The organism is Pedobacter sp. L105 (assembly GCF_009765875.1).
Classification (GTDB): Bacteria; Bacteroidota; Bacteroidia; order Sphingobacteriales; family Sphingobacteriaceae; genus Pedobacter.
On the sequence record NZ_LMUP01000004.1, the window covers coordinates 917,733 to 943,303 of the forward strand.

The window sequence follows — 25,571 nt, forward strand, 5'->3', positions numbered from 1 at the left end:
GTTAAACCAGCATAGGATTAATGAGCAGGACATTTTATCTTTATAAAATGCACGAATTCATCTTTGCAAATTTTGCCCTGCATATCCAGCTGGATGCTGCCGAAACTGAATATGTTCAATCTAAGTTGTTATTCAGGACAGTAAAAAAAAATGCGGTATTACTTCATCCAGATGAAACCTGTAGAAATATCTATTTTGTGAATAAAGGCTGTCTGCGTATTTTTAATACGGACAAAGAAGGTGAAGAACATAATATTTTATTCTGTCCTGAAAATTGGTGGGTGGCTGATTTGGCCAGTTTTTCGACACAAACGCCTGCTTTTTATGCCATCAGCGCACTGGAAGAAACTGAAGTGTTTTATTTTAGTTATCCTGTACTGGAGGAGTTGTACATTGAAGTACCCAAAATGGAACGATTCTTCCGTATTCTGGTACAGAATGGGTTCCATATGCACCAGCAGCGTATCACTTCAGAACTTTCAAAACCAGCAGAAGAACGTTATCAATCATTCCGCCGGCTGTATCCAAAATTGGAGCAAAGGATAACACAAAAACATATCGCCTCCTATTTAGGAATTACCCCCGTTTTTTTAAGCATGATCCGTAAGAGGAATAATTAGCTGAAGCCGTCCTTTAAAAGGTAAGCTGAAGCTGTGTTTCAAAAATATTATTCTTGGTTTGAACGCCCTGTTCACGGCGGTCTACATAGTTGGCTGCAAACCTGGCCCATTTATTAAAGAAATAATTGAAGCCGCCTGTATAAGTATTCATGCGGACATTAGATTCAACAGTGTTAGGGTCATACGTGTCGTATTTGGCTGCTAACTGTAATTTTGAAAGAACGAAATAAGTAGCCTGCCCATACCATCCATCTCTATTGATTACACCGTCTGTGCCTTTGTCGTACTCTGCCTGTAAAGCCAGCTTTCCAACAACATACCTGGCGTCCAGGCCTTCCCGATCGCGTTTTTCATTTTTCGCCGGAGTACCATAGAAACCAACACCATTATAGAAATCGGCTGATATATCCAGATCTTTAACCGGATGGAAGGTAAGCCTGCCGGATAGATCTTTATATTTATTGTTGTCTGAAGTTACATCATATCCTGCACCGTTTAACAGGGCTAATTGGTAATCAAACAAATACCGGTGATTGATTTTCACAAAACTGCCGCTTGCCTGTATCCCAATATCCCGGCCGATGTTATTGCCAATCACATCAGTTGACCTGCTGGTTAAGGCATTAATTACAGCTGCACGGTCAATAAAATCTAACTGACTATCATTTACAGTACTTTCTAAAGAGAAAGGTACTTTGAACTGGCCTGCTGTAAACTTCAGAAAATCCGTGACCCTGTAAGTTGCATAGGCATCAAGTAACTTTGGTGTACCTCCTGCAAATTCAGTATACACTTCGTAGCTCCAGTTATCACTCACATCTCCTTTGATATCCAGCCGGGCACGATGAAGCAGAAAAGTATTATTAGCACTTTGCTGCTGAAATCCTTCATACTCCCCCTGTATCAATCCACTGATTTGTAATGCCCGGCTACCAATGCTTATTCCATGCTGGTTAGTTTTATCCTGGGTATTATAACTTTTCACCGTTGTATCTGCCCGTAAAGAATCTGCCTCTTTCTGGCTGATAATATTCTTTTTAACGAGCATTTTTAGCAGGTCGTTATTCTGCTGCGCTTTTGATGTCGCCGCTAACGAAACAAGAAGTATAAATAAAAATAATGATTTGAATAAAGAAGAATACTTCATATTTTAATTTGTAAACGACGATTGGATAGATGATGCTGACAAGTAGTTATAAGAATGATAATTGATCATCTTGCCGTGCAAACATATACATTTTACAGCGTTTACAATGTTTAAACAAAGAACTTGAAAAGAAATTGATCAGTAAAAATCCTGGTATAAACAGATAATTAAGGACAATGATAAAAACGAACAGAATGGTCGAAATAAGATTTAAACGGAATGAGCCCGAGATTTTCTCGGGCTCATCACAAATAACTGATTTCCAAATTCTTTCAAATTTGGATTGCAATCATTGACTTCTTCTTTTTATAATATACTTGCCAGATTCTTTTACCAGATTTTCACTCTTTTATCAGGATCTATCCACATCGCATCTCCTTTTTTTACTTTGAATGCTTCATAAAATTCAGGCACATCAGCAAATGGACCGTTCACCCTCAAAAATGCAGGGGCATGAACGTCTGTTAAGATCTGACTAGCCAGTTGTTCATCTCTCTGATGTCCAAGCCATCCTAATGCATAACCCAGGAAATACCTCTGCAAAGGAGTTAAACCATTGATCTTTTTATTTTCTTTATACTGATCTGTCTTTTTAAAAGCATCGAGTCCCAGAACAATTCCACCCAAATCAGCAATATTTTCTCCGAGTGTAGCTTTTCCATTAACATGCATGCTGTCCAGTACTTTGTAATTATTGAATTGATTCACCAAAGCCTGTGCCCTTACTGAGAACTTTACGGAATCCGCCGGTGTCCACCATGCTTTAAGGTTTCCTTTTGCATCAAACTGACGGCCCTCATCATCAAAACCATGTGTAATCTCATGGCCTATGGTAGATGCAGCTGCATAACCGTAAGCTACAGCATCATCCACATCTTCATCTTTTACACCTGCGATGCTGAATATGGCGGCAGGTAATACAATCTCGTTGTTAGAAGGATTGTAGTAGGCATTATAGGTTTGAGGGGTCATCTCCCACTCAGTACGGTCTACCGGTTTTCCTATTTTTTTAATTTCCCTATTATACCACCAGGCCTGTGCGTGCATTATATTCAACACATAAGATTTCCGGTCTATATCCAGGCTGGAAAAATCTTTCCATTTATCAGGAAAACCAACTTTTGGATTTACTTTATCCAGCTTATCGAGTGCTTTTTTCTTTGTTGCATCACTCATCCAGTCTAGTTTTTCAATGTGTTCTTTGTAGCTTGTACGAATGGCGGTAACCATATCGGAATAGCGTTTTTTAGCCTTCTCCGGAAAATAAGCTTTGACGAACAATTGTCCAAGCACCTCTCCCATTAAAGCATTTTCCGTATCAAGGACGCGTTTCCATCTTGGTAATTGTTCTTTTTTGCCTGCAATAACCGTCCCATAGAATCTAAATCTTTCCTTATCGAGGTCTTTGCTCAGGTAAGGTGAAGCAGACGAGATCAGGCTCCAGCGCAGGTAAGCTTTCCAGTCATTTAAGGGGAAAGTTTTAAGTGCTTTATTTAAGGCCTGATAATATTCAGGCTGACCTACAATTACCGTATCGGCTTTATTGATTTTCAGCTTTTGAAAAATATCCGTCCAGTTTATCCCAGGCGTCAATTGGTTCAGCTTGGCAACGGACATTTTGTTGTAATTATGATATGGATCACGCAGATCTTCCAGTTTACGCGAGCTGGCAGCCAGTGTTGTTTCGATAGCAAATACATTTTTTGCCGCAGTTGCCGCATCCTGACCGGTCATTCCTGAAAGCTTCAGTACCGCAGGCAAATGTTTGCCTGAATAATCATTCCGGATATTTTTGGTTCGCGCATCGGTATTGAAATAATAATCGCGGTTAGGCATGCCGATACCAGTCTGACTTAAATGCAGCATTATTTTTTCACTGTTTTTTTCGTCCTGTCCTACGGAAAGCCCAATCATATTATCAATACCATTAGTGGTGAGATAGGCTGCCATATCCAGAACAGCATTCACGTCTTTGATCTGATCAATACGGTCGAGCTCTGCTTTCAAATCACTTATTCCCCTCTTCTCAATACCAACAGTATCCATACCAGTAAAATAGAAATCAGCAATCTTTTGACTGTTGGTACCTTTCGACGCATTTTCTTTCAGGGCATCTTCATTTATTTTTTTAAGCTTCTCCCGAATATCTTCCTGTACCAAATTACCTATGCCCCAGCTGGAATAAGCAGCAGGAATTGGATTCTTTTTTATCCAGCCTCCGTTAGCGTATTTAAAGAAGTCGCTACCCGGATTTACTGTAGTATCCATGTTTTTGAAAACAGGGTCGTTTGCAGCATAAGAGGCTTCCGAATTTTTATGGTTACAGGAGGTAATAACAGCACTAAATAACAAGGCGAGTCCTGAATAGGCTATGAGCGTATTTTTTGTATATTTCATTAGATGGTTTATGATTTTGATGTTGAAAACACTTAAAGATCATAATTTTTTAACATACGGACAATGGCAGATTATCTTTTAATAATAGAATATGATTATTGCTTCATCTCATCTTTGCGCATAGGCATCACGTCAATAATACCATACAGCTTTTTAAGCGTTAATACCGATTTGGACGTATATTTTTCCCCTCCATCTTTTCCTATAAGAGTTATTTTAAAATTTGAAACTCCGAAATGCTCCTTTATGACAAGATCCCGTTCCTTTAACCCTTTTGGGTCGGCAGCAAAAATCCTCATTTGCTCCCGGTAAGAAGCGTCAGATTTATCTTTGGCATAGATATTCAATATCCTGTTCGGATTGGTGATAGGGAGAACTGAAAGTAGAATAACCAGTAGAACATTCATGACGAGTTGATTTAAAAAATATTAACTTATTGCAGGTGAAACATGTCTAGCAACATTTACGCCGAAAATCATTAGGAGAAGCTGGTTAGTTACGATTAAAAAAAAGTTAATTTATTTATGAAAAAGGGCAAAAAGCAATTGGTCATTAATTTAGACTACTGCAATAAATTGCAGGCAGAATTTGAATCTGCACCTTTCCCCGTAGGGAACATCATACCGAAGTATTACCAATTTACGGCACCTTTTTAAGGATAAGGAGCAACAAGCGAACACGGGACGGGGGAACCGCTTTTGGGACTCGAACCCACATCATAATTTTCATTACAATGCCCATCCCCCACTAATGTACGGAGTAACCCGCTTCTACGGCATCCTTATATTTTAATTTCTTTTTAAATCATGGGGATGTTAGCATCCCCATGATATTATAATTCTAATTTATTGATATTAGCTAAAGCTGTTTCTCCATCTTCTAAAGCGGCTAACATTTCAAAAACCTTATCACTCCAGCCTGATATCAGGTACACATTATTATTCAACAAACGTAGTGGGGTCTGACCGTAACCTTTCAGATCAAACAGGTATAACTTTGCTTTAGGGGCAATGTTGATTTTATAACGCAACCATAAATCATTTATATCATCACCCGTTATAGACGTATTATACAGCTGGCAGTCGGTAAACAACATGACCTTATCCATTATAACCTTTCGGGATAATAGATCTTTGATCACCGTGTAACCATTAGTTGCATAACCCACCTCACCTTCCCGGCGATAAAATTCCATTACATTAGCCAGTATATTAGTACGTGGAACGGTTATCATTTTCCAGGTATCACCAAACATACCTACTTCTACATTTTTACAACGCGATTGTAATAACATCGCCAGCATCAGGCCTATATCAAACAATAACACCTTTGATTTTACCGAAACCGGAGTTTGCATCGACGCTGAAACGTCGCAGGCCAGCAAGACCTTCATTTTATGATCAAAACCTTTGATGTTAGCTGCACTTTCGTGCACAGCTTTTTCCAAAGCGTCCATCAACTCACCAATGTAACCCTGATTACCAAATAAAAAACGCTCAGCTTTTTCGTTAAGCTATTTACAGGTGCTTCGGTACGCGATAACGATAGTTCGCGATACGCCGACAAATAACGAAACGGAAACTGTTTAGCCTTTGTTATTTCATGAGTATCAGATAAGCGTGCACATACCTTTTGGAAATGTCCATAACTTACACCGGCTTCTTGTATATTACGCAGGTTACGCAATAAAGCCATATAACCCATCTTGCTGCTGTCTATCAATTCTTCCCACTTGGCGCGGAATGCTCTTGCCTTTGCTTCATCACTATCATAATTAAGCTGACCTAATGCCGAAAGCTCAGTTTCCCAAGTATAAGGTGTTTGCAAAGTACTATTCACTATTTTATCGAAAACTACTTGTTGTTCATTATCCTTTGCCTTTGGGTGAACCAAAAACAAAGCATCACGCAGCCTGATGTTTCCATCCCGGCTATACTTGGCAAACTGATACTCGTCAAAACGGTTAAACGATGCCGATAAACCTTTCTGCAGTTGTTTTGACAATCGGTTTAGCTTTTTTGTACCTTTACGCTCATTCAATAATTCATAACAAGCCAATAGTTCAGTGATCTCATCTGCCCGGTTAACTACCCCTTCCGTAACCCGGGAAACCAAATTGTCGCCCGAGTGCTGCTTAGCCAATTCGGTTACCAAAACTAAAGGCACCGAACGCAGATACATTTTAGTGCGGGCATAGATAGCCAGTTTACCCACAAATACGGGATTGCACATCGATATTAAGTTTTGCAGGCGGATTAGACGGTCCTCGTTCTTCTCATAAAATGAATCGTTTAAGCTCCAGGTAACAACAGCAGTATACAATTCCATTTCTGGACTAAGCTGATAAGCCTTTGCTCCTTCGTTGTTAAGGATCTGATCTTTTGTTTTGCTTAAGCTGTTAAATTTCATTTAAACCTCCTTTTTTATTGTTGATACAAAGAAATATCAGTTCTACGCAGTGTATCTGCGCAGTTGAAAAATATTTTAATTATATTTCATTCCCTTAATCTTCAGGCTTTTCTCTCGCATCCGCCATTCGCACGATTCTCGGTTCGAATTTAGCCAGAACCTCCACTAAGTCATTTTGCGCTGCCATAACGGCGTGGATATCCTTATAAGCCATTGATGCTTCGTCCATATCACTACCCATTAGCGTAATACGTTTTTCAACCAAATTAGCTGCGATTACAGCTTTGTCCAGCATTTTAAAAGCTGCAGTACGGCTCATCAGCCTACCAGCACCATGACTGGCTGAGTTGATACTTGTTACTTCTCCCTTTCCACGAACCAGGAATCCAGGTGTGCTCATAGAACCAGGGATAATACCCAGCACCCCTTTACCAGCTGGAGTTGCTCCTTTTCGGTGAACCATTACATCAGTACCATCGGCAAGTTGCTCCTTCCACGCAAAATTATGGTGATTCTCTATCCTTGTAATCGGGCGAACCCCTAATGCACGGGCAATTTTATTATGAATCTCGTGGTGATTAGCACTTGCATATTCGCCGGCAAGGTTCATGGCTATCCAATACTCTATTCCTTCATCTTTATCCAGATCCAGCCAGGCCAGGTGTTTCGCTTCATCGGGCAGTTTGGTTTTTGTCATGGCAATTTTGCTGTAGTGATTGGCCACTGTACCGCCAAAACCACGGGAACCAGAGTGCGATAGCAAAGCCAGATATCTTCCGGCAGGAATGTTATCAAGAGCACCATCACCAATCGTCAATTCGCCCCATTCGACAAAATGGTTACCCGTTCCGCTTGTTCCTAATTGCGCGTAAGCTTTATCCTTTAATGAACGTATCACTTTGGTTTCATTCCATGTATTACTATCAAATAATGAACCGTCAAAATATGATTTAGTGGTACATCCCATCCCAAAATAAGTATTGTCGACCAAAATATTTCTCAGTTTATCAGTTTCAGTATCCACTGCTTCTGCTGGAATATCAAAAATGCTTAAGCACATACGGCATGCAATATCAACTCCAACAGCAAAAGGAATAATTGTATTTGCAGTAGTTGCTAATACACCACCAATTGGTAAACCATACCCTTGGTGGGCATCTGGCATCAGGGCACCGGCAACAGCGATCGGTAATTTCACCGCTGTTCTCATCTGTGCCAGGGCGCCCACCTCAATATGTTCCAATCCCCATACCGGGAATTCAGCAATTTCCTCTTTCAGTTTAAAGTTACTGCGCTCTTGTTTCATAAATTTGCCTTCCTTACGTATAGCAATGATGCTTTCAGCGAGGTTCTTAAACTTACCTCCCTTTCTTAATGCATAGGGCATTGGGTCGTCAATTAAAGCTTCAAGGTTAGCCAGTATTTCAGGTTTAGCCATTACGCCGTGTTGAAGCAAGCCATTAGCCACCCGACTAAAACTCACCAATATTTCCACGTCGTTAATACCAAGTCCCTTCAATTCGTTATTACTGATCTTTTCTTTTTCCATGACCGTTTTGTTATTTGATAATACAAAGAAATATAGGCTCTGCGCAGTCTATTTGCGCAGTAAAAATTAATTCATAAATTCATCAAAATAATTTTCATTCTATGCCTGTTAACCGCAATGCCCTTATCCGTTACCGTACCCTTGATCAGTGTTTGCAGAACAAATTTAAGAAATGGACCCTCGAAGACCTGATTGAAGCCTGTAGTGAGGCACTATATGAATACCAGGGTATTAATACCGGCGTGAGCCGAAGAACTATACAGGCAGACATGGAAATGATGCGCAGCAATAAGTTAGGTTATGAAGCACCTATTGTGGTGATTGACAAGAAGTTTTATACTTACAGCGATAAAAATTACAGCATCACAAATAGTCCTTTAAATCAGCAGGATATGCAGGTGTTGACTGAAGTATCAGATTTGTTAAAGCAATTTAAAGGCTTTAGCCATTTTACCGACCTTAACGAAATGGTGAGTAAACTGGAAGACAAGATCTATTCGCAGAAAATGCATAGCCTGCCGATAGTTGATTTTGAAAAGAATGATAATCTGAAAGGATTAGAATGGATAGAGGTCATACGTAAAGCTATCGTAGCGAAGAAAACGATGTGTATTACCTATCGATCCTTCAAAGCCAGGCAAGCCAGCACTTTTTGCTTTAATGGTTATCTGCTTAAAGAATACCGTAACCGATGGTTTGTATTAGGGATGCAACATGATCGGAATCCCAAGCTTATGAATCTTGCGCTGGACAGGATACAAACCATTGAAGAACATGAAGCAGACTATAGGGAAAACGAAACATTAGACCTGTCCACATATTATAATGATTGTATTGGGGTTACGAAATCACTTGGCCAGCGTGATTGTGAGGTTATATTTTGGGTGGATAATGATAACGCCCCCTATGTAATTACTAAGCCGCTACATCATACACAAAAATTATTAAGGGATGAATCTGATGGAAAGATATTTAGTATTAAAGTGATCTTAAACTTTGAGTTGGAGCGGGAATTATTAGGCTTTGGCGCTAAAATGCGTGTGTTAGGACCAAGAATATTGGTAAAACAGATGAAAGCCCAATTAAATAAAACACTGGAATTATATACAGTTATAAAAGGTGAGGATGGAGATTAAACCACGATATTTGCGCTCCGCTTATTATACAAGTAAACACCTTTAGCATTTCCAGATCATGATTGAACAGCATTCCATCAATGTTTACGCACCTGAGATTGGCAAAACCGGAGATTACTTCGGTGGTTACTTTACAGCCGTCCGTCTGGATGATTTTTCCGCAGAAAGCGTTAAGGCTACCAGTGTTTACAGCCGCAAAGATTTCTATAAGGTTTCATTGATCACTGGGCATGCCTCATATCATTATCGTGACCAGGAATACCTGTTCAATTCAGGCGAATGGGCATTGGTTTTCACCAACCGCGAGAATCCTTACCGATGGGACGTGCACGAGGGTAGTTGCAGCGGTTATAGCTGTATGTTCACCGAGGATTTTCTACCCGTGCACACCTACATCCGGCCGGTCGATTGGGCCGTTTTTAATGGCTCTGCCCAATCGGTATTCCGACTAGAAAAAAAGGATAAAGCATTTTTTGAAAGCCTTTTCCAAAAAATGCTCACGGAACAAGCATCGACTTATTCACAAAAGTATGATCTGCTGTTTTTATACGTATTGGAATGCATTCACGGTGCACTGAAACTAGAACCGGATCCTGAATTGCGTAGCCAGACCGCTGCTACACGTCTTGCCGATGCTTTTAAAAACCTAATTGCCGATCAGTTTCCTCTGGTTACCCCAAATCAGCAATTACAACTGCGGTCTCCTCAGGATTATGCAGAAAAGTTGTTTGTACATACTAACTACCTGAACCGTGTGCTTAAAGAAATTACCGGCAGAACCACCACTCAGCTTATCAACGAAAGGGTGATGCAGGAAGCCAGGACATTGCTCATGCATTCTAACTGGTCTGTCAGCCAGATCAGCAACAGCCTGGGATTTGAGGAAGCAACTCATTTTACCAGAGCATTTCGCCGCTATACGGGACATACCCCCTCCTCATTTCGGTAAATGTTTGTTTAAGGTCGGTATTGGTTTGAACCGGGTTAACGGCTGATGGCCGCTTTCAATAGTTTTGTCTGAGAATTAATTAAACAGAGAAAAAGATGAAAACATGGTTTATCACAGGTACCTCTACCGGTTTGGGTAGAACACTTACCGAAAAACTATTGCAGCAGGGCCACCGTGTTGTAGGCACTGTACGTAAAACAGATGCATTGGATGATCTGAAGGCACAGTATGCAGATCAATTATGGGTAGCAACGCTTGATGTAACAGACACCGCAGCGATCAAAAAAGTAGTGGATCAGGCTTTTGCAGATTTAGGCGAAATAGATTTTATAGTAAATAATGCAGGTTACGCTTTATTTTGTGCCGCTGAAGAAGCCAGCGATGAACAGATACGCCAGCAGGTGGATACCAATATTATCGGCTCCATCCAGGTTATACGTGCTGCCTTGCCTCATTTGAGAAAACAAGGTTCTGGTCGCATCCTCCAATTATCATCAGCTGGTGGCCAAACCACTTATCCGAACTTTAGCTATTATCACACTACCAAATGGGCTGTAGAAGGATTTTGCGATACGCTCGCCAAGGAAGTGGCACCACTTAACATTGGCGTAACCATTGTTGAACCCGGAGCACACCATACCTCCTTCGCTACCGGCATGGCACCAGCGCCTGTTTTGGATGCTTATGAAAACACCCCGGCAGGTGATGTAAGACGCGCCGTTGCTGCAGGAACATTCCCTATCAAAAACAATGTTGACATCACAGTACAGGCGATCATTGACAGCGTGAACATTTCTCCTGCCCCTTTGCGACTTGCACTTGGTGGTGATGCCTACCGTGACATGCGTGCTGCTTTGGTTTCAAGGCTGGATGCACTTGACGCACAAAGGGATCTTGCACTGGCCAGCGAAAAAGATTAGCTTGTTAAAAACGGCAGTTTAAATCTAAGCTGCCGTTTTCCTCTTTATCGGCAAAAACCGGACAAACGCAGTACATCATAGAAGACCATTTTAAATTCATCAAGCAATCCGATCCAGGAATAATCTGCTTAAATCGCTATTTAAATAGAAATAAATCGGTTTAGTAAATATTCACTATATTGCTTTGAATTTTAAAACCTTATATGAAATCTTTTGTCCGCGTGTTTATCATCGCATATTTGCTGCTGCCCGGTACCCTATATGCCCAGAAAATCAACCTGAAATGGATGCTGCATCCCGAAAGCGGGAATGGTTACACCATATCGCAATTATCACAACCCAATTTTGTTACAAAAGACTGGATCAATGCCGTAGTACCAGGAACAGTTTTCTACGCTTATGTGAAAGCCGGCAGGGAGCTTAACCCAGACTTTGCTGATAATATTTATAAAGTAGATAATGCAAAATATAACCAGCCTTTCTGGTACCGCAGTGAATTTCCTGCCACCTCTTTCCCGGCAAATAAAAGAGTCAGGTTAAACTTTAATGGGATTCATAAGCGCGGCGAAATTTATGTAAATGGTCATCATATAGGCACGATAAAAGGAATTGTTGAGCGGGGTATTTATGATATTACGGATATATTGAGAAAAAAGAGCGCCAACGTAATCTTAGTACTCGTTGTACCTCCCCGTCATGATCCTGACCATAATCATCCATTGGCCAACTGGGAAAGCCCTACTTACATCAGTAGTGGCAGCTGGGACTGGATGCCTGCCGTACCCGGCTTAAACAGCGGTATAACGGATACGGTTAGTTTATCCGCTACAGGCCCTGTCACTGTTGAAGATCCATGGGTTCAATCCAACATCCAGAATAAGTCTGCAGCCGACTTAAAAGTTAATCTGCGGCTTAAAAACACCTCACCGGAAACAGTAACCGGAGTGGTAAAATTAACGATCAATCCAGGCAACATCATAATTACGGGGCCTAAAATTTCAGTTGGCGCAAACAGCACCCAAACCATCTACTATAACCAGGAGCAATTTCCGCAACTACATATTAACAATCCAAAATTATGGTGGCCAAACGGATACGGAGGAAAACCAGATGGAACGCAGCATCTTTACACCCTCAAGGCTAGTTTTGAAGCGGATGGCCATGTATCTTCTGATGTAGTGACGAAAAACTTTGGCATCAGAAAAATCACCTCGGATACGACAACACTAAACGGGCCATTGCGCTTGTATATAAATGGCGTACCCATATTGGTTAAGGGAGGAAACTGGGGGATGAGCGACTATATGCTTAAGGCCCGTGGTAAAGATTATGAAACCCGTGTGCGGTTTCATCAGGACATGAATTTTAATATGATCAGAAACTGGACGGGTGAAGTGACCGACGAAGCCTTTTATGAATATTGCGATAAGTACGGCATCATGGTTTGGGACGACTTTTGGCTCAACAATTATGGAAAGATTGATAGCTTAAACATATTTAAAAGCAATGCTATTGAAAAGATAAAAAAGTTAAGGGACCACCCCTCAATAGTAATTTGGTGCGGTGCCAATGAAGGTGCCCCTGGTGGCGACCCGAATAGTGCATTAAGTAACGTAATAAAAACTGCGATTAAGGATAACGATGGTAACGACAGGCTGTACATTGCACGATCCAATGCCGGAGAAACCAATCCCAACTTTTCCATCCATGGCGGCAGCAGGATGTTATCCGGCAGCGGCTTATGGAATAACCTCGATCCTAAAACTTACTTTACCGATCCGCATAATGGCTACCTCTTTTCTAAAGATTCTTACGGTATGCGCAGCGAACTGGGTACCGCCACCTTTGTCAATGTGGAGAGTTTTAAAAAATTCATGCCCCGCGATTACTGGGTTGCCCCTACTCCTGAGTCTGTAAACAGCAAAACTAACCTATGGGCAAAACACTATTTCAGTACAGACGGAGCTTTGGGCGGCGGCTCAGACCCGGTGAAATACATTAACAACATCAATGACAGTTATGGTAAGCCCACATCAATAGAAGATTTTTGCAAAAAGGCTCAAATGCAAAATGTGGAAACCATGAAAGCCATGTTTGAGGCATGGAACGACCATATGTGGAAAGACGCAACCGGAATGCTGATCTGGATGAGCCAATCTGCATATCCATCAATGATCTGGCAGACCTATGATTATTACTACGATCTTACAGGGGCTTATTTTGGAGCTAAAACAGCTTGCGAGCCTGTTCATATCCAATGGAACGCGGCAACAAATTCCATCAAGATCATTAACAATAAACCTTATGGTTTAAATGGACTGACTGCAAAGGCAACGGTTTATAATATGGATGGCAAAATTGTACCAGAATATAGTTTATCAAAAACAATAGATGTGCTGCCTACTTCAGCTACAGAAGCTTTTACAGTATTTGCAGCGAATAACACAGCACCGGCATTATCTGATGTCCATTTTCTAAAACTTAAACTGACCGATAAAGAAGGTAAGATAGTGTCTGACAATTTTTACTGGTTAGGCAATACTTATCTGAATTATACGGCCTTAAATAAAATGCCCAAAGTTGGCAAGAGTTTAACAGTCAGCAAGCCGCGAATAACTGTAGCAAAAAACGGCATCAATAAATTACTAAGCTACACCATCAAAAACAACTCCGGCACTACCGCAGCCTTTGGAATCAGGGCACAATTATTAAATTCATCTGGCACTCAAATCCTGCCTGCTTTATACAGCGACGGCTACTTTTCATTGATGCAGGGCGAGTCTAAAATCCTTGTCATAGAGATCGACCCTAAAGTATTGGGCAAGAATTACATTTTGCAGGCAAAGGCATACAATCAGTAAGCAATGTTTGATGATTAACTTTTTATCATTTTGGAAGACGCTCTGATGTTCAGATCGGTTTTCAAAATGATAGATTGTGAGCTGATGTGTTGAGAAGATGTGTTTAATCTGTTGAGAAGGACTGTAATGACGTTATCTGCAATCGCTTCTATCGGCTGCGCAATCGCTGTCACCGGCGGCGAATGCAATTTGAAAACATTATAATCATCAAAAGAAACCACGGCCAGATCTGACGGAACTTTTATGCCTATATCCGTGAGCACCATGAGTCCGCAGGTTCCGACGTGATTGGTGCCAAAGAAAACAGCATCCAGGTTTTTGTTTTTCTTCAGAAAAGCGGCGATCGGTGCAGTAATTAAATCGTCATTCTGATTGAACGGTATTTCTTTCAAAAAGGGTTTGTAAGCACTTTCTTCCAAAGCCTTGTGGTATCCTTCCAAACGTGCCAGCATTTGCGACTGGTTAGAGGAAAAGGTGATATAGGCAATTTTTTTAAAGCCCTGCTGAATTAAATGTCTGGTTGCGTTATACGTGCTGAAAAGATTATCGATCTCCACCAGATCGGTACTGATGTTTTGCAAATGCCGGTCAAACAACACTACAGGCATTTTTGCCTTGATCAAAGAACTGATCTCCTCCTCGATACCCTCAGGAGGGGCAATAATATAACCGTCAACATGCCGCTCACGGAACATACTGATCAGGTCACGGGTTTTTACAGTGTCGTTGTCAGTACTGCAATAAATGATCTTATACCCGTTTTTATAGGCCCGGTCTTCTATCAAACGGGCTATAGAAGCAAAAAAAGGGTTTGAGATATCCTCTACCATCAATGCAATGATATTTGACTTACCTGTACGCAAACTTTGCGCAAGCGGGTTAGGTCTGTAACCCACTTCTTCTATAAATTTTTGCACGCGTTCTACGACTTCCCTGCCTATGCGTTTCTCTTCCGCACGCCCGTTCAGAATGAAAGATACGGTAGTTTTTGAAACATGTAATTCACGGGCAATATCCGCTATTGATATTTTTTTCAAGTGTTCTTTTTATAACCAAAGGTAAAACATATATCTCACTAAAGTTACTTTCCAACAATTTAAATCGGTTTACTGATTTTTTAACTATTATAGGTAGGCGATGGTTTTATCTTCCCATAAGTATAACCAAATAAAAATATCACTGCATAACAGATAATAGGAACATAATAGGCGGTAGCTACACTATGATTAGCTACGAGCCCCATTAACGGCGGAAAGATACCTCCTCCAACAACGCCCATTACAATGAATGATGAAGCCTGCTGGGTCTGCCTGCCCATATTTTTTAAGCCCAAACTGAATATAGTGGGGAACATGATGCTGAAAAAGAAATTGATAAAAAGCAGTGCAATAAATGAAACCCAGCCAAAAGCCTGCGCGACAATTACACACATCAGGATATTACATAATGCAAAAGTTGCCAGCAATTTATTGGGCGCAATATACCGCATCAATAGGGTACCTGCTGCACGTCCTAATACCATCATCACCATACTCAGCGAGAAAAAGTATCCGGCCTTTTCATCACTGAAATGCATTACCTCGTGTCCATAGTTAATGAAATAAGCCCAGGTGCCACCTTGCGCAGCCACATTGAATAGCTGGGCTACTGCAGCAAAAACAAAATGTTTATGTTGAAACAGTTTTTTATGTGCCTGCCCATCACCAGCTGTTTCTATTGAGCCGGTTTCCGGAAGATGAGGGTCATGAAGTAGAGGAACTTTTATAAAGGCAAAAGCTATGCCTATCAATACAATTACACTACCAATAAAAATATAGAGATGTTTTACCGATATCAGGTCGTTAGAATGCTCCTGTCCCGTTTTTAAAATAAAATAACTGCCTATCAAAGGGCCGATCACCCCACCCAGTCCATTAAATGCCTGAGAAAAATTAATTCGCTGATCGCTGGTACGCTGATCTCCCAGGGATGCAACAAAGGGATGGGCAACGGTTTCTAATGTTGCCAGGCCGCAGGCAAGAATAAACAGGGCGAACCTAAAGAAGTTAAAAGATGCAGTATTGGCAGCTGGAATAAATAAAAACGCTCCCGCAGCATATAAAAACAGTCCCAGCAGTACACCATTTTTATAACCAAACTTTTTCATGAACATGCCCGCAGGGATACCCATTACCGCGTATGCACCAAACATAGAAAATTGAACAAGTGCCGAGCGCGACTTAGAAACGTTGAGCACATTTTGAAAATGCTTGTTCAATACATCGCCTAGCGTTAAGGCAAGCCCCCACAGCATAAAAAGCGAAGCCATAAACAACAGGATTACAAGATATCTGCGTTCAGTAAACTTGGGTTTAACGTCCATTAACAGCGGTTTATTTTTTGGTTATTTACTGACGTAAATAAACTCAAATCTTTGTAGGTTACCAAAGGTTTGAGTTTATTTGATCCAAAAAGCCGCTATTTATTGGGATGACCTTCACTCGTCTGTTGATCATTCATCGTGCAACGATTAAAATCCCTGCGCTTATTTATTCCATTTTCGATAATGAAAAGGGTTTATCTTGGAGTGCCAACCCTCTCTCTTTATTTGGTTGAGCCCCCATCTCAAAATGCAATATGCCACCATTAACAATATCCTGATGGCTGATCCAGTTGTGTGTATAAGGTTTGCCATTCAGCGTGGCCGATTGAATGTATACGTTTTTGTCACTGTTGTTATTGGCTTCAATAGTAAATTGACGACCATTCTCCAGGGCTATAGTCATCTTTTTAAACGCCGGACTGCCTATTACATATTGGTCTGTACCCGGGCATACACTATAAAAACCTGCAGAACTTAGTACATACCAGGAAGACATTTGGCCTTCATCTTCATCACCGGGATAACCGTTTTCTGTAGCGTTGTACATTTTCGCCATTACTTCACGCAAATGCTGTTGTGCTTTCCAGGGCTGGCCCGCGTAATTATAGAGATAAAGCATATGGTGTATGGGTTCGTTTCCCTGTGCGTACTGTCCCATTTTAAAAGCTGCCATTTCGGTCATCTCATGTATTACGCTTCCATAAGCACCTACTTTTATCGTTCCCGGCTCCGTAAATACGGAATCCAGTTTACCGGTAAATCCCTGATCTCCTCCCATCAAATTGATCAGTCCCTGCACATCCTGAAAAACCGACCAGGTCCAGTGCCACGCATTTCCTTCCGTATAGGGACCGCCCCAATCCATTGGGTCAAAAGGTTCTATCCAGTTACCTTTGGCATCTTTAGCACGCATAAATCTGGTTTTCGGATCGAACAGGTTTTTGTAGTTATACATCTGCCTGCCAAATACATTTTGATCATGCGCGTTACCAGTTTGTTTGGCCAGCTGGTAACCGCAAAAATCATCATAGGCAAACTCAAGTGTCCAGGCAGTAGCGCCCTGTGTTTCCTGCGTATAGGGTACGTAGCCGTCTGCAAAATATTCTTTCCATCCCGGTCGGCCATTAGCACTTCCCCAGGGGCCCTTATTGGTAGCTTCATGATAGTATGCCTCCAAAGCCCGTTTCGGGTCGAAGGTGCGTATACCTTTTACCCAGGCATCGGTAAGCAGTGATATCGCATGGTTGCCGAGCATACCGCCGGTTTCTGCCGGAAAAGACCAGGCTGGCAACCAGCCGCATTGCTCCTGCGCATCTAATAAAGCTTCAACAAGCTGTCCTTCCATTTTAGGATGCAGGATGGTATTGAGCGGAAACTGCGCCCTGAAAGTATCCCAAAATCCATTGTCGGTATACATATATCCATCATGTATCTTTCCATCATAAGGACTATAGTAGTAGGGCTTTCCATCTTTGCCATATTCGAAAAACTGATGGGAAAATAGGTTAGCATGGTAAAGGCAGGAGTAAAATGTAGCCTTTTGCTCTTCGCTGCCCCCCTCAACCTTCATTCGGCCAAGCAGTGTATTCCAGACTGCATCCGCCGCTTTATGTGTATCATCAAAAGACCGGAAATGGCCCAGTTCTGTGGCTAACGTTAATTGTGCCTGATCTGCACTGATATAAGATGAGGCAACTTTGGCCTGTACGGTTTCGCCATCTTTAAATTTTAGATAGGCACCAATGCCTTCACCTTCTGCAGCTGTATTTTGAGCTTGCGTGGTATTCTGTTTGTTCTCCCAGGTACCGTAGGCAACAAATGGTTTATCAAATGTGATCACAAAATAATTCTTAAAACTTTGCGGCGCCCAGCGGCAGTTGTTTACCCAGCCGGTAATCTGCCTTTTGGCAACATCTATTTTTACCCCGCTCATTTTAGTGTAACCATCCAGCACGAGGTAAGATCCTGCACCCTTAGGGAAAGTAAAACGCAAATGCGCACCACGTTCTGTGGGACTGATCTCCGTGGTGATGTTGTTATTTAACTTCACTTTGTAATAACTGGGCTGTGCAATTTCCTGATCGTGACTAAAATCAGCAGCCCTTTTATTCTCATCTACCACCAGGTTACCCGTAACAGGCATCAGGCTAAATACGGCATAATCATTTACCCAGGAACTGCACTGATGCGACTGCTGAAATCCCCGAATGGCCTTTTCTGCATACTGATATTTCCAGCCATCACCATCCTTGCCGGTTTGAGGCGTCCAGGTATTCATCCCAAAGGGTAATGCAATAGCCGGGTAGGTGTTACCATACGAAAACTCATATTTGGTATTGGTACCCTGCCGGGTATTAACATACTTAACCAGGTTAGTTTGTTGTCCAAAAACAGTACCACCAAATAGTAATATAACACACGTAAATAAACCCTTTACTCCCATTTTAAAATCAATTATTTACAATCAGGGAAACCCTCCCAAACCAATGAAATTATACCGCTATGAAAAATTTAGATATCCTATTTGATGGCTGCTTTGTACATAAGATCAGCCACGTATTTGTTCCCTTCGTCATTGAGGTGCACTCCATCTTTTGTCAGGATGCCATTCTCTTTGTTCTCCGGATTGTTTTTAAGGCCGTACTCATGAAATAAGGTACGGAAGTCTACCAGCCCGCAATTGTATTGCTTCGCCATCTCGCGGATGTACTGAGAATATTTGTTGAGGTCGCCATCCAGTTCGTTACTATAGTCTGTTTTTTCACCAATTGACGCTGGCGTACACAATACTACCCTGATATTTTTAGACTGCATTTTTTTGATCAAAGCGGTATAAAACCGGCCAAACTTGTTGTAATCTGTTCCTGTACCTGCAAGGCGCTTATGCCACACATCATTCACACCTACCCACATGACCACTACATCCGGCTTTTTGGCTAAGACGTCTTCTTCATATCTCAGGTAAAGGTCATAGATCTTGTCTCCTCCAATACCGGCGCCTTGAACTGTATAATCGGCATCGGCATGTTCATCCTTTAAGCGCTGCTGTATCAGGCTGATAAAACCTTTCGGCTGTACTGCATACTCAGTAATAGAATCGCCAAAGAATACAACGTTCACCGGCTTTTTTGCGGTAAATGAAAATAAAGAAAATACGGTTAATAAAAGGATGATCTTTTTCATAAGTAAATATTTTTTTTCAATGGTTGTGAAGCTATCATGATCTTTTCATTACTGTTTGTTATGTAAGATCATAATGCTTTAGTTGGGTCTGTTTTTTAATTAGATTATCGTTCTGCGGTTAATGGGGTGATATATTTACTGAAACTTCACACGGATAAACCTTGGCCGGTATAAATTGGGATGTACCTTCAGATCTTCAATAAATTTTGTAGAGTTAATGTTATAACTGATGAGCAGCTCGCCGGGCTTTGACAAACTAGGATGTGCTTTTGCATTATAAACCACAAAAGTTTTTTCAAGCAGGTCGGGTTTACAATCCCATAGTTTAATTACAGGGCCAAATGGTCCTGCCGGACTTGCACCTATACGCATGCCTACTGTAGTGCTCATGCCATTCAGCTGAAATACTAAGGCATACCGGCCATCAGGTAAATCGGTAAGACTTAATTCGTTTGACACACCATCAGTTACATTGGCAGCAGCATTCATATCGGCTATCCATTTTTTCCCGTCCCAGTAGGTCCATTTTTTAAATTGCTCAAAATCTTCAGGTAATACCCTGGCAACCAGTAAATTTTTTCTTTGCCCTTTAACACCGTAGATGTAGATATAACCATCCGGATTTTGGGCACCTGCTTTTTTGGTGTTTACATAAATACCTTCGCCAAAAGAGCCGGAATCGCCTTTCTCATCCGTTAAATAAAATGGTGTATCCATTTGTTTAACATTCTTGAATGGTGGTCTGCTGCCTGCCGGGATTTTTATCAATGTATTACCAACTTCCCTGAATCCAAATGCATCAGTACTTACATTGCGCACGCGATACCCAAAAATATAAACGCTGTTCCCTAAAGCCTGATTGACAAAACCATCGCCCAGCCAATAATAATCTGCAGTATCTGTTTTAGGGGTATGGGGAACAAAAAGCGGTTCAGCATTCCCTTTACTATCTTTATCCCAATAAAAATTCATTTGTTTTTTATCCGGCAGGTTACCATGTAAAATAGCAGCAGAATTGTGGATCATTTTATAACCCGGCACCATGGTGTTGTTTTTAATTTCACCAATCATTGTATCGCTAAAAATAAAAAGGACACTATCCCGCTGGTTTGCCTGTTTACCTTCAAGGCCGTTAAAAGGTATCGTGTAAATTCCATCACCGCCAAACCAGCCGCTGGTTCTTTTTAGCATAGCCGACCACTCCGGAGCCTCCTGAACTGTAAACTTAATATCTGTAAGATTAGGAGTCTTCTTTACCTGTGCAGTTGTTCTAAAGCTTAAAAAACAAAAAAACAACCCAATAAATGTAGTACCTCTCATATGAACTGATCTAAAACATTTCATTTTATCATTATACGATTCGATCACTTTGCCTGTTTAAAGTATTTGCTAAAAAACAATACCTGATAAGCTACAGAGTTGCCCCAATAGTCCCAGGTATGACCGCCAGGCCTTACAATATAATCATGCGGAATTTTACGGTCCAATAATTCCTCATGAAGTTTCTGATTGGAGGCATACATCATATCGTCATAACCGCAATCGAAGGTAATAGCCAATGAATTTGGTTTGAGCAGGTAGAGCATATTAACCACACTATTCTGTTCCCATCGCTGCGGGTATTCACTATACTTACCTAATACTTCCTCTATACCGAAGCGATCTGGAAACTGCCTGATGTCTACCCCGCCACTCATGCTGCCCGCAGCGCCAAAAATACCCTGATGTTTAAAGGCCAGAAATAAAGCACCATGCCCGCCCATGCTCAAGCCCGTAATTGCCCTGAACTTTTTATCAGCCAGGGTAGCATAATGCTGATCAATATAATGGACCAACTCATCGGCGATATAAGTTTCATACTTAGATTTATTATTTACCGGACTATCAAAATACCATCCTGCAACACCACCATCAGGGCACACGAGCAGTACGTGATATTGATCGGCCAGATCTTTGATGGCAGGTACCTTGGTAATCCAATCACTGTAATTACCGCTAAAGCCATGCAGTAAGTAAATAACAGGTAATTTTTTCCCTGCCCGATAGTCAGCGGGTTTAATCACAACCGCTTTAAGATCTTTGTGCATGGAAGCACTATGCGTCAAAACTGTATCTACACTAGCTGCGTTTGCACTGATACTTATACCCGTATACAGCAATACCAGCAGAATTAATTTCTTCATATTTATTTTGAATTAAGTCGGTGGTTTATTTATTAGTCGGCACTATTTGTATATGATGAATACGCGGTTTGTTAATCGCATAAATCTGATCTGTTAATACATCCATTTCTTTTTGCCAGGCATCACGCAGGCTTTTATACCGGGCACGCATGTAATTATCTTTATTGCCATTAACAAACATATCTTTCATCGCGTATTTTTTGACGCTGTCCATGGCGGCCACATTGTCCTTATACAGCAGATTCTTTCCTTTTAAAAAGTCATATTCCATCCACATATACATACGCAAACGGCGTTCAATATCCCAGCGCTCTTCGTTCAGTTCACGAACTTCTATCGCCTGCTGATATTGCGGTGTTTCGGTAAGTTCGGCCATGTTCACACCCTCTGAGAATTGTTTGGCAGACCAGCTGCCGATAGCTTCACCGTCAATCAGCAAATTATATATGCCGCTTTTCAAACTTTTAACGGTTAATACTTCCTGATTAAATTCTCTGTTAAAAGGGATCACGTTCAGTGCGTCGGACTGTTTTTTGTGATTGCCCCAGCTGCGCGGGATGGTATCCAGCGGATAGGGCAAGGCATTAGCCAGATAATCAAATGCCAGCGAATTTACCGAGCCCGCAACATGCGTAATGCTGCAGTTTACAGCCTTGTCAACACGTTTACCAGCAGCATCAACTTTAATATCCGCTACCGCTTTATTAGCCATCCCCTGCGCTTTTAAGAAGATAGCGGCCATCACCAGGTGACCGTCATTATCCGGGTGTACCCTGTCATTCGGCGTCAGGCTAAAGGTTGAATCTTTTAACTGTTCACGTTTGTTGATCTCTGTCATCGGGTGAAAAAAATCAACAAATTCCCAGTGGTTATCTTTTGCAGATTGTTCCTGATGGGCTACGATAGACGCCAGCGCTTCACTCTTATGGGGGTATATATTTTTAGTTGTAAACTTTGTGGTTTCATCGTACGGCGAACCTCCAATCAATATCGTTCTGATCTGAGGGTTTTGTTTTAACCTGTCTGCAAGCAGCCCGTATGTTTTATAGGTACTCACCATCTTTTTATCAAAAACCTCCTGTGCATCTGTACGGCTCCATTCAAAGTAGCCGCTATCATTCATCCCCCAGGTTAGGGTTAAAACGGTTGGTTTTTTGGAGAGCACGTCAGCATCAAAGCGGTCTGCTATCTGACCAATTACATCTCCGCCTATACCGGCATTAAAACAGGTAATCCGCATATTGGGAAAACGTGTCATGTAATACAGCCAGATGTAAGAATGATAATGCCCTCCATCGGTTATACTGTTACCCACAAAAACAACACGGTCGCCCGCTTTAAATGGCGCTACAGTCTGCGCATTTGCCACCGCCGAAAATAATCCGACACCGACCATCAGCATATAAAACAGTTTTTTCATAATTTATAATTCTAGCGTATTCAATGGATTAAACAGCTCTTATTTAAGCTTCGTGATTTCTTCATTTGATTAATTCAGGCCCCATTTTTTGTTAGGCACCGGTCCCATAGTTAATTCCAGTGTACCCCCTGCTGCGATATCTTTAAAATCGATATAACATTTATCGTATAGTTTAGCATTGAGTTTTGCGCCCTGGATATATATATTTTTGGGGCTATTGTTTTTAGCCAGAATGGTGAAGGTTTTACCTGAAGCATATTTAGGGTCGAGCCGAAGGGTTACTTTGTTGAAAACAGGACTGGTAATTTCCTGCCGCGTATCACCGGGACAAACGGGGTGTAAACCGGCAGATGCCAGTACATACCAGGCCGACATCTGGCCTACGTCCTCATTACCGACTAAACCTTCAACGCCATTTTTATAGGCCCTGCGGCATATTTCCCGCGTCCATTTTTGTGTAAGCCATGGCGTTCCTAAACGGTTATACAAGAACGGCACATGATGTACGGGCTCATTGGCCTGATTATAGTAATCGTTCCACATCATGTTCTCGGGTGTTTTATCAAATAGATTGTTCAGGTCTGCCATTACTTTTTCTTTCCCACCCATCAATTTGACCATCCCATTCACATCATGCGGCACAAACCAGCCTTGCTGATAGGGATTGGTTTCAAAAGTGCCGTATCCTTGTTTTAGCCTGCCAGCCTCCGGCCATGCAGCCCAGTTACCATTTTCCTCTTTAGGGCGAAACCAGCCTTTTTCATGATCAAAAATATGGTGATAATCCTGGCTGCGGGCGGCATATTTAACAGCGTCCTCAGGATGGTTTAACCAGTGTGCAAGTTGCGAAACGCACCATTCAGAGTAAGCGTATTCCAACGTCAGACCAATGCTGTTTGAACCACCTGTATAACCACGATCTCCATTACCAAACTTCTCTACAGAACTAACCGACAGCGCATAAGCTTTTGGCACATCAAAATTACGTATCCCCTTAGCATAGGCATCTGTGATAACGGAAACAGCCGGATTTCCAAACATACAGCCGCTATAGGCATTGAGCAGTTCCCAGCGCTCCAGGTAGTTTTCTTTTTTCTCCGCAGCGAGTGTGACCAGCGAGTTGATCATATCATTAACCAGCGAAGGGTTGATGATGGTTTGAAGCGGCATCTGGCTGCGAAAAACATCCCAACCGCTAAATATGGTTCGCTTGTTAAAAGCTGCCTTCCGGTGTATCTTGCCGTCCCCGCCCCAATACTGACCGTCCACATCATTGACGATACGGGGGTCTATCATGGTATGGTACATGGCGGTATAAAAAACAGTTCTTTCTTCAGGGGTACCGCCCTCAATGTTCACCTTAGCCAAGGCTTTGTTCCATAAACCTACGGCATGCTGGTGGGCTGCATCAAAATCCCAGTCTTTGATCTCGGCAAGCAGGTTGTTTTTAGCGCCAGCTAAACTCACGTAGGAGATACCGGATTTTAACAATACCTGTTCATTTTCCTGTGTTTCGAAATCGGTAAAAAAGCCCAGGTGTTTTCCCTGTTTCTCTGTAATGCCTTTTAAGATAGCCGAGTGTGCCACAATCTCCTGGTATCTGGCACTTTCAACGTCTTCACGTTTACGGCTTTGCCCACCAGGAATAGCAGCACTCCAAACACCAAAGTTCTTTAGGGGCTTGCTAAACTGCGCATAAAAATAAACGGTATAATCGGCGTGTCCGTCGCCATTGCCCCAGCCCCCTCCTTCAGGAGTACATTTCATCCAGCCCTCAATGGTATTGGCATTGACCAGTTTTATCGATTGGAGCGTTGAAGTACCACCTACCCTTCTTGCCAGATCAATTTGTATCCGCGACTGTTTGTTTTTCGGAAAAGTAAAGCGCAATATACCGCTGCGCGGTGCAGCCGTCATCTCAGCTTTGATATGATGATCTGTCAGCAAGACGCTGTAATAACCTGCTGATGCTTTTTCACTTGATTTTAAGTAAGCCGACCGATAACCGCCTGAAGGATCGGCCAATGTACCAGCACTGGTTTTGAGTTCGCCGGCAGTGGGCATGACCAGTAAATTACCCATATCTCCAAACCAGCCAATTCCACTCATTTGGGTGAAAGCGAAACCTTCTATACTTTTATGTTCATAACTATACCCGGAACCATTGTCGCCTCCTGTAATGGTATTTGGGCTTACCTGCACCATTCCATAAGGCGTTGTAGCACCCGGAAAGGTTTTACCCAGCCCATGGTAAATACCAGCGGCAGCCTCGCTACTGCTCGCCCCTATGAAAGGATTGATCAATGATGCGGCATCCTGTGCCTTAACAACTGGTGCAAACAATACCAAACCGGCAATAGCCGCAACTTTAAGATAACCTAGGATTTTTTTAAACATTTCTTTTCTTAAAATACTGATGAAATTTCCGGAAGATA

19 protein-coding genes are annotated in these 25,571 nt (G+C 41.8%); 5 read left to right on the top strand and 14 right to left on the bottom strand.

What is annotated here, in order from left to right:
• The first annotated feature begins 47 nt into the window (after positions 1 to 47).
• On the top strand, positions 48 to 620 hold the full coding sequence (locus GSQ84_RS09130) for a Crp/Fnr family transcriptional regulator (protein WP_158796923.1): 573 nt from the start codon (positions 48 to 50) through the stop codon (positions 618 to 620).
• Between the two features lie 13 nt (positions 621 to 633).
• Here GSQ84_RS09130 and GSQ84_RS09135 read toward each other — a convergent pair whose 3' ends face one another.
• From GSQ84_RS09135 to GSQ84_RS09155, 6 genes are all read right to left on the bottom strand, one after another.
• On the bottom strand, positions 634 to 1,767 hold the full coding sequence (locus GSQ84_RS09135) for a porin (protein WP_158796924.1): 1,134 nt from the start codon (positions 1,765 to 1,767) through the stop codon (positions 634 to 636).
• 330 nt (positions 1,768 to 2,097) lie between these two features.
• On the bottom strand, positions 2,098 to 4,164 hold the full coding sequence (locus GSQ84_RS09140) for a M13 family metallopeptidase (protein ID WP_158796925.1): 2,067 nt from the start codon (positions 4,162 to 4,164) through the stop codon (positions 2,098 to 2,100).
• Between the two features lie 95 nt (positions 4,165 to 4,259).
• A complete protein-coding gene (locus GSQ84_RS09145) occupies positions 4,260 to 4,571 on the bottom strand; it encodes a DUF4174 domain-containing protein (RefSeq protein WP_158796926.1) in 312 nt (103 codons plus the stop codon).
• 425 nt (positions 4,572 to 4,996) lie between these two features.
• Positions 4,997 to 5,620, bottom strand: coding sequence for a hypothetical protein (locus GSQ84_RS28015; RefSeq protein ID WP_254070810.1), 624 nt, complete (start codon positions 5,618 to 5,620; stop codon positions 4,997 to 4,999).
• Positions 5,620 to 6,573: a TROVE domain-containing protein gene (locus tag GSQ84_RS28020; protein WP_254070811.1), complete on the bottom strand. Its 954-nt coding sequence runs from the start codon at positions 6,571 to 6,573 to the stop codon at positions 5,620 to 5,622. Before GSQ84_RS28020 ends, GSQ84_RS28015 begins: the two co-directional genes overlap by 1 nt.
• 94 nt (positions 6,574 to 6,667) lie before the next feature.
• Entirely contained in the window at positions 6,668 to 8,122 is a 1,455-nt protein-coding gene (locus tag GSQ84_RS09155) for an RtcB family protein (RefSeq protein WP_158796927.1), read from the bottom strand.
• A gap of 101 nt (positions 8,123 to 8,223) precedes the next feature.
• On the opposite strand from GSQ84_RS09155, the gene GSQ84_RS09160 reads away from it, so the two are divergent.
• The 4 genes from GSQ84_RS09160 to GSQ84_RS09175 all read left to right on the top strand — a co-directional run bounded on the left by GSQ84_RS09160 (position 8,224) and on the right by GSQ84_RS09175 (position 13,988).
• Positions 8,224 to 9,258, top strand: a complete 1,035-nt coding sequence (locus tag GSQ84_RS09160) for a YafY family protein (protein ID WP_158796928.1) — start codon at positions 8,224 to 8,226, stop codon at positions 9,256 to 9,258.
• 58 nt (positions 9,259 to 9,316) lie between these two features.
• A complete protein-coding gene (locus GSQ84_RS09165; RefSeq protein ID WP_158796929.1) occupies positions 9,317 to 10,207 on the top strand; it encodes an AraC family transcriptional regulator in 891 nt (296 codons plus the stop codon).
• 95 nt (positions 10,208 to 10,302) lie between these two features.
• Positions 10,303 to 11,127 carry an SDR family oxidoreductase gene (locus GSQ84_RS09170; RefSeq protein ID WP_158796930.1) on the top strand — a complete coding sequence of 275 codons (825 nt, stop codon included), beginning with the start codon at positions 10,303 to 10,305 and terminating at the stop codon, positions 11,125 to 11,127.
• A 203-nt stretch (positions 11,128 to 11,330) separates the two neighbouring features.
• Positions 11,331 to 13,988, top strand: a complete 2,658-nt coding sequence (locus tag GSQ84_RS09175; RefSeq protein ID WP_158796931.1) for a sugar-binding domain-containing protein — start codon at positions 11,331 to 11,333, stop codon at positions 13,986 to 13,988.
• 14 nt (positions 13,989 to 14,002) lie between these two features.
• Here the strand turns inward: GSQ84_RS09175 and GSQ84_RS09180 are convergent, their stop codons facing one another.
• The 8 genes from GSQ84_RS09180 to GSQ84_RS09215 all read right to left on the bottom strand — a co-directional run bounded on the left by GSQ84_RS09180 (position 14,003) and on the right by GSQ84_RS09215 (position 25,533).
• Positions 14,003 to 15,025 (bottom strand): LacI family DNA-binding transcriptional regulator, encoded by a 1,023-nt coding sequence (locus tag GSQ84_RS09180; RefSeq protein WP_158796932.1) that lies wholly within the window; start codon positions 15,023 to 15,025, stop codon positions 14,003 to 14,005.
• Positions 15,026 to 15,105: 80 nt separating this feature from the next.
• Positions 15,106 to 16,350 (bottom strand): L-fucose:H+ symporter permease, encoded by a 1,245-nt coding sequence (gene fucP, locus GSQ84_RS09185; RefSeq protein WP_158796933.1) that lies wholly within the window; start codon positions 16,348 to 16,350, stop codon positions 15,106 to 15,108.
• Between the two features lie 166 nt (positions 16,351 to 16,516).
• Positions 16,517 to 18,793: a GH92 family glycosyl hydrolase gene (locus GSQ84_RS09190; protein ID WP_158796934.1), complete on the bottom strand. Its 2,277-nt coding sequence runs from the start codon at positions 18,791 to 18,793 to the stop codon at positions 16,517 to 16,519.
• Between the two features lie 77 nt (positions 18,794 to 18,870).
• Positions 18,871 to 19,533 (bottom strand): GDSL-type esterase/lipase family protein, encoded by a 663-nt coding sequence (locus GSQ84_RS09195; protein WP_158796935.1) that lies wholly within the window; start codon positions 19,531 to 19,533, stop codon positions 18,871 to 18,873.
• A 135-nt stretch (positions 19,534 to 19,668) separates the two neighbouring features.
• Positions 19,669 to 20,853, bottom strand: coding sequence for a DUF4185 domain-containing protein (locus GSQ84_RS09200; RefSeq protein WP_158796936.1), 1,185 nt, complete (start codon positions 20,851 to 20,853; stop codon positions 19,669 to 19,671).
• Between the two features lie 44 nt (positions 20,854 to 20,897).
• Positions 20,898 to 21,716 carry an alpha/beta hydrolase family protein gene (locus GSQ84_RS09205; protein WP_158796937.1) on the bottom strand — a complete coding sequence of 273 codons (819 nt, stop codon included), beginning with the start codon at positions 21,714 to 21,716 and terminating at the stop codon, positions 20,898 to 20,900.
• Positions 21,717 to 21,741: 25 nt separating this feature from the next.
• The gene (locus GSQ84_RS09210; RefSeq protein WP_216848900.1) at positions 21,742 to 23,136 is read right to left on the bottom strand and encodes an SGNH/GDSL hydrolase family protein; all 1,395 of its coding nucleotides are present in this window, start codon (positions 23,134 to 23,136) and stop codon (positions 21,742 to 21,744) included.
• Between the two features lie 69 nt (positions 23,137 to 23,205).
• A complete protein-coding gene (locus GSQ84_RS09215) occupies positions 23,206 to 25,533 on the bottom strand; it encodes a GH92 family glycosyl hydrolase (RefSeq protein ID WP_158796938.1) in 2,328 nt (775 codons plus the stop codon).
• Positions 25,534 to 25,571: the final 38 nt, after the last annotated feature.

Coding starts and splice junctions, on each gene's coding strand:
- GSQ84_RS09210 (WP_216848900.1), bottom strand. CDS start 23,136: ATGAAAAAACTGTTTTATATGCTGATGGTCGGTGTCGGATTATTTTCG.
- GSQ84_RS09165 (WP_158796929.1), top strand. CDS start 9,317: ATGATTGAACAGCATTCCATCAATGTTTACGCACCTGAGATTGGCAAA.
- GSQ84_RS28020 (WP_254070811.1), bottom strand. CDS start 6,573: ATGAAATTTAACAGCTTAAGCAAAACAAAAGATCAGATCCTTAACAAC.
- GSQ84_RS09160 (WP_158796928.1), top strand. CDS start 8,224: ATGCCTGTTAACCGCAATGCCCTTATCCGTTACCGTACCCTTGATCAG.
- GSQ84_RS09190 (WP_158796934.1), bottom strand. CDS start 18,793: ATGGGAGTAAAGGGTTTATTTACGTGTGTTATATTACTATTTGGTGGT.
- GSQ84_RS09215 (WP_158796938.1), bottom strand. CDS start 25,533: ATGTTTAAAAAAATCCTAGGTTATCTTAAAGTTGCGGCTATTGCCGGT.
- GSQ84_RS09155 (WP_158796927.1), bottom strand. CDS start 8,122: ATGGAAAAAGAAAAGATCAGTAATAACGAATTGAAGGGACTTGGTATT.
- GSQ84_RS09175 (WP_158796931.1), top strand. CDS start 11,331: ATGAAATCTTTTGTCCGCGTGTTTATCATCGCATATTTGCTGCTGCCC.
- GSQ84_RS09145 (WP_158796926.1), bottom strand. CDS start 4,571: ATGAATGTTCTACTGGTTATTCTACTTTCAGTTCTCCCTATCACCAAT.
- GSQ84_RS09170 (WP_158796930.1), top strand. CDS start 10,303: ATGAAAACATGGTTTATCACAGGTACCTCTACCGGTTTGGGTAGAACA.
- GSQ84_RS28015 (WP_254070810.1), bottom strand. CDS start 5,620: ATGGACGCTTTGGAAAAAGCTGTGCACGAAAGTGCAGCTAACATCAAA.
- GSQ84_RS09200 (WP_158796936.1), bottom strand. CDS start 20,853: ATGAGAGGTACTACATTTATTGGGTTGTTTTTTTGTTTTTTAAGCTTT.
- fucP (WP_158796933.1), bottom strand. CDS start 16,350: ATGGACGTTAAACCCAAGTTTACTGAACGCAGATATCTTGTAATCCTG.
- GSQ84_RS09135 (WP_158796924.1), bottom strand. CDS start 1,767: ATGAAGTATTCTTCTTTATTCAAATCATTATTTTTATTTATACTTCTT.
- GSQ84_RS09195 (WP_158796935.1), bottom strand. CDS start 19,533: ATGAAAAAGATCATCCTTTTATTAACCGTATTTTCTTTATTTTCATTT.
- GSQ84_RS09130 (WP_158796923.1), top strand. CDS start 48: ATGCACGAATTCATCTTTGCAAATTTTGCCCTGCATATCCAGCTGGAT.
- GSQ84_RS09140 (WP_158796925.1), bottom strand. CDS start 4,164: ATGAAATATACAAAAAATACGCTCATAGCCTATTCAGGACTCGCCTTG.
- GSQ84_RS09205 (WP_158796937.1), bottom strand. CDS start 21,716: ATGAAGAAATTAATTCTGCTGGTATTGCTGTATACGGGTATAAGTATC.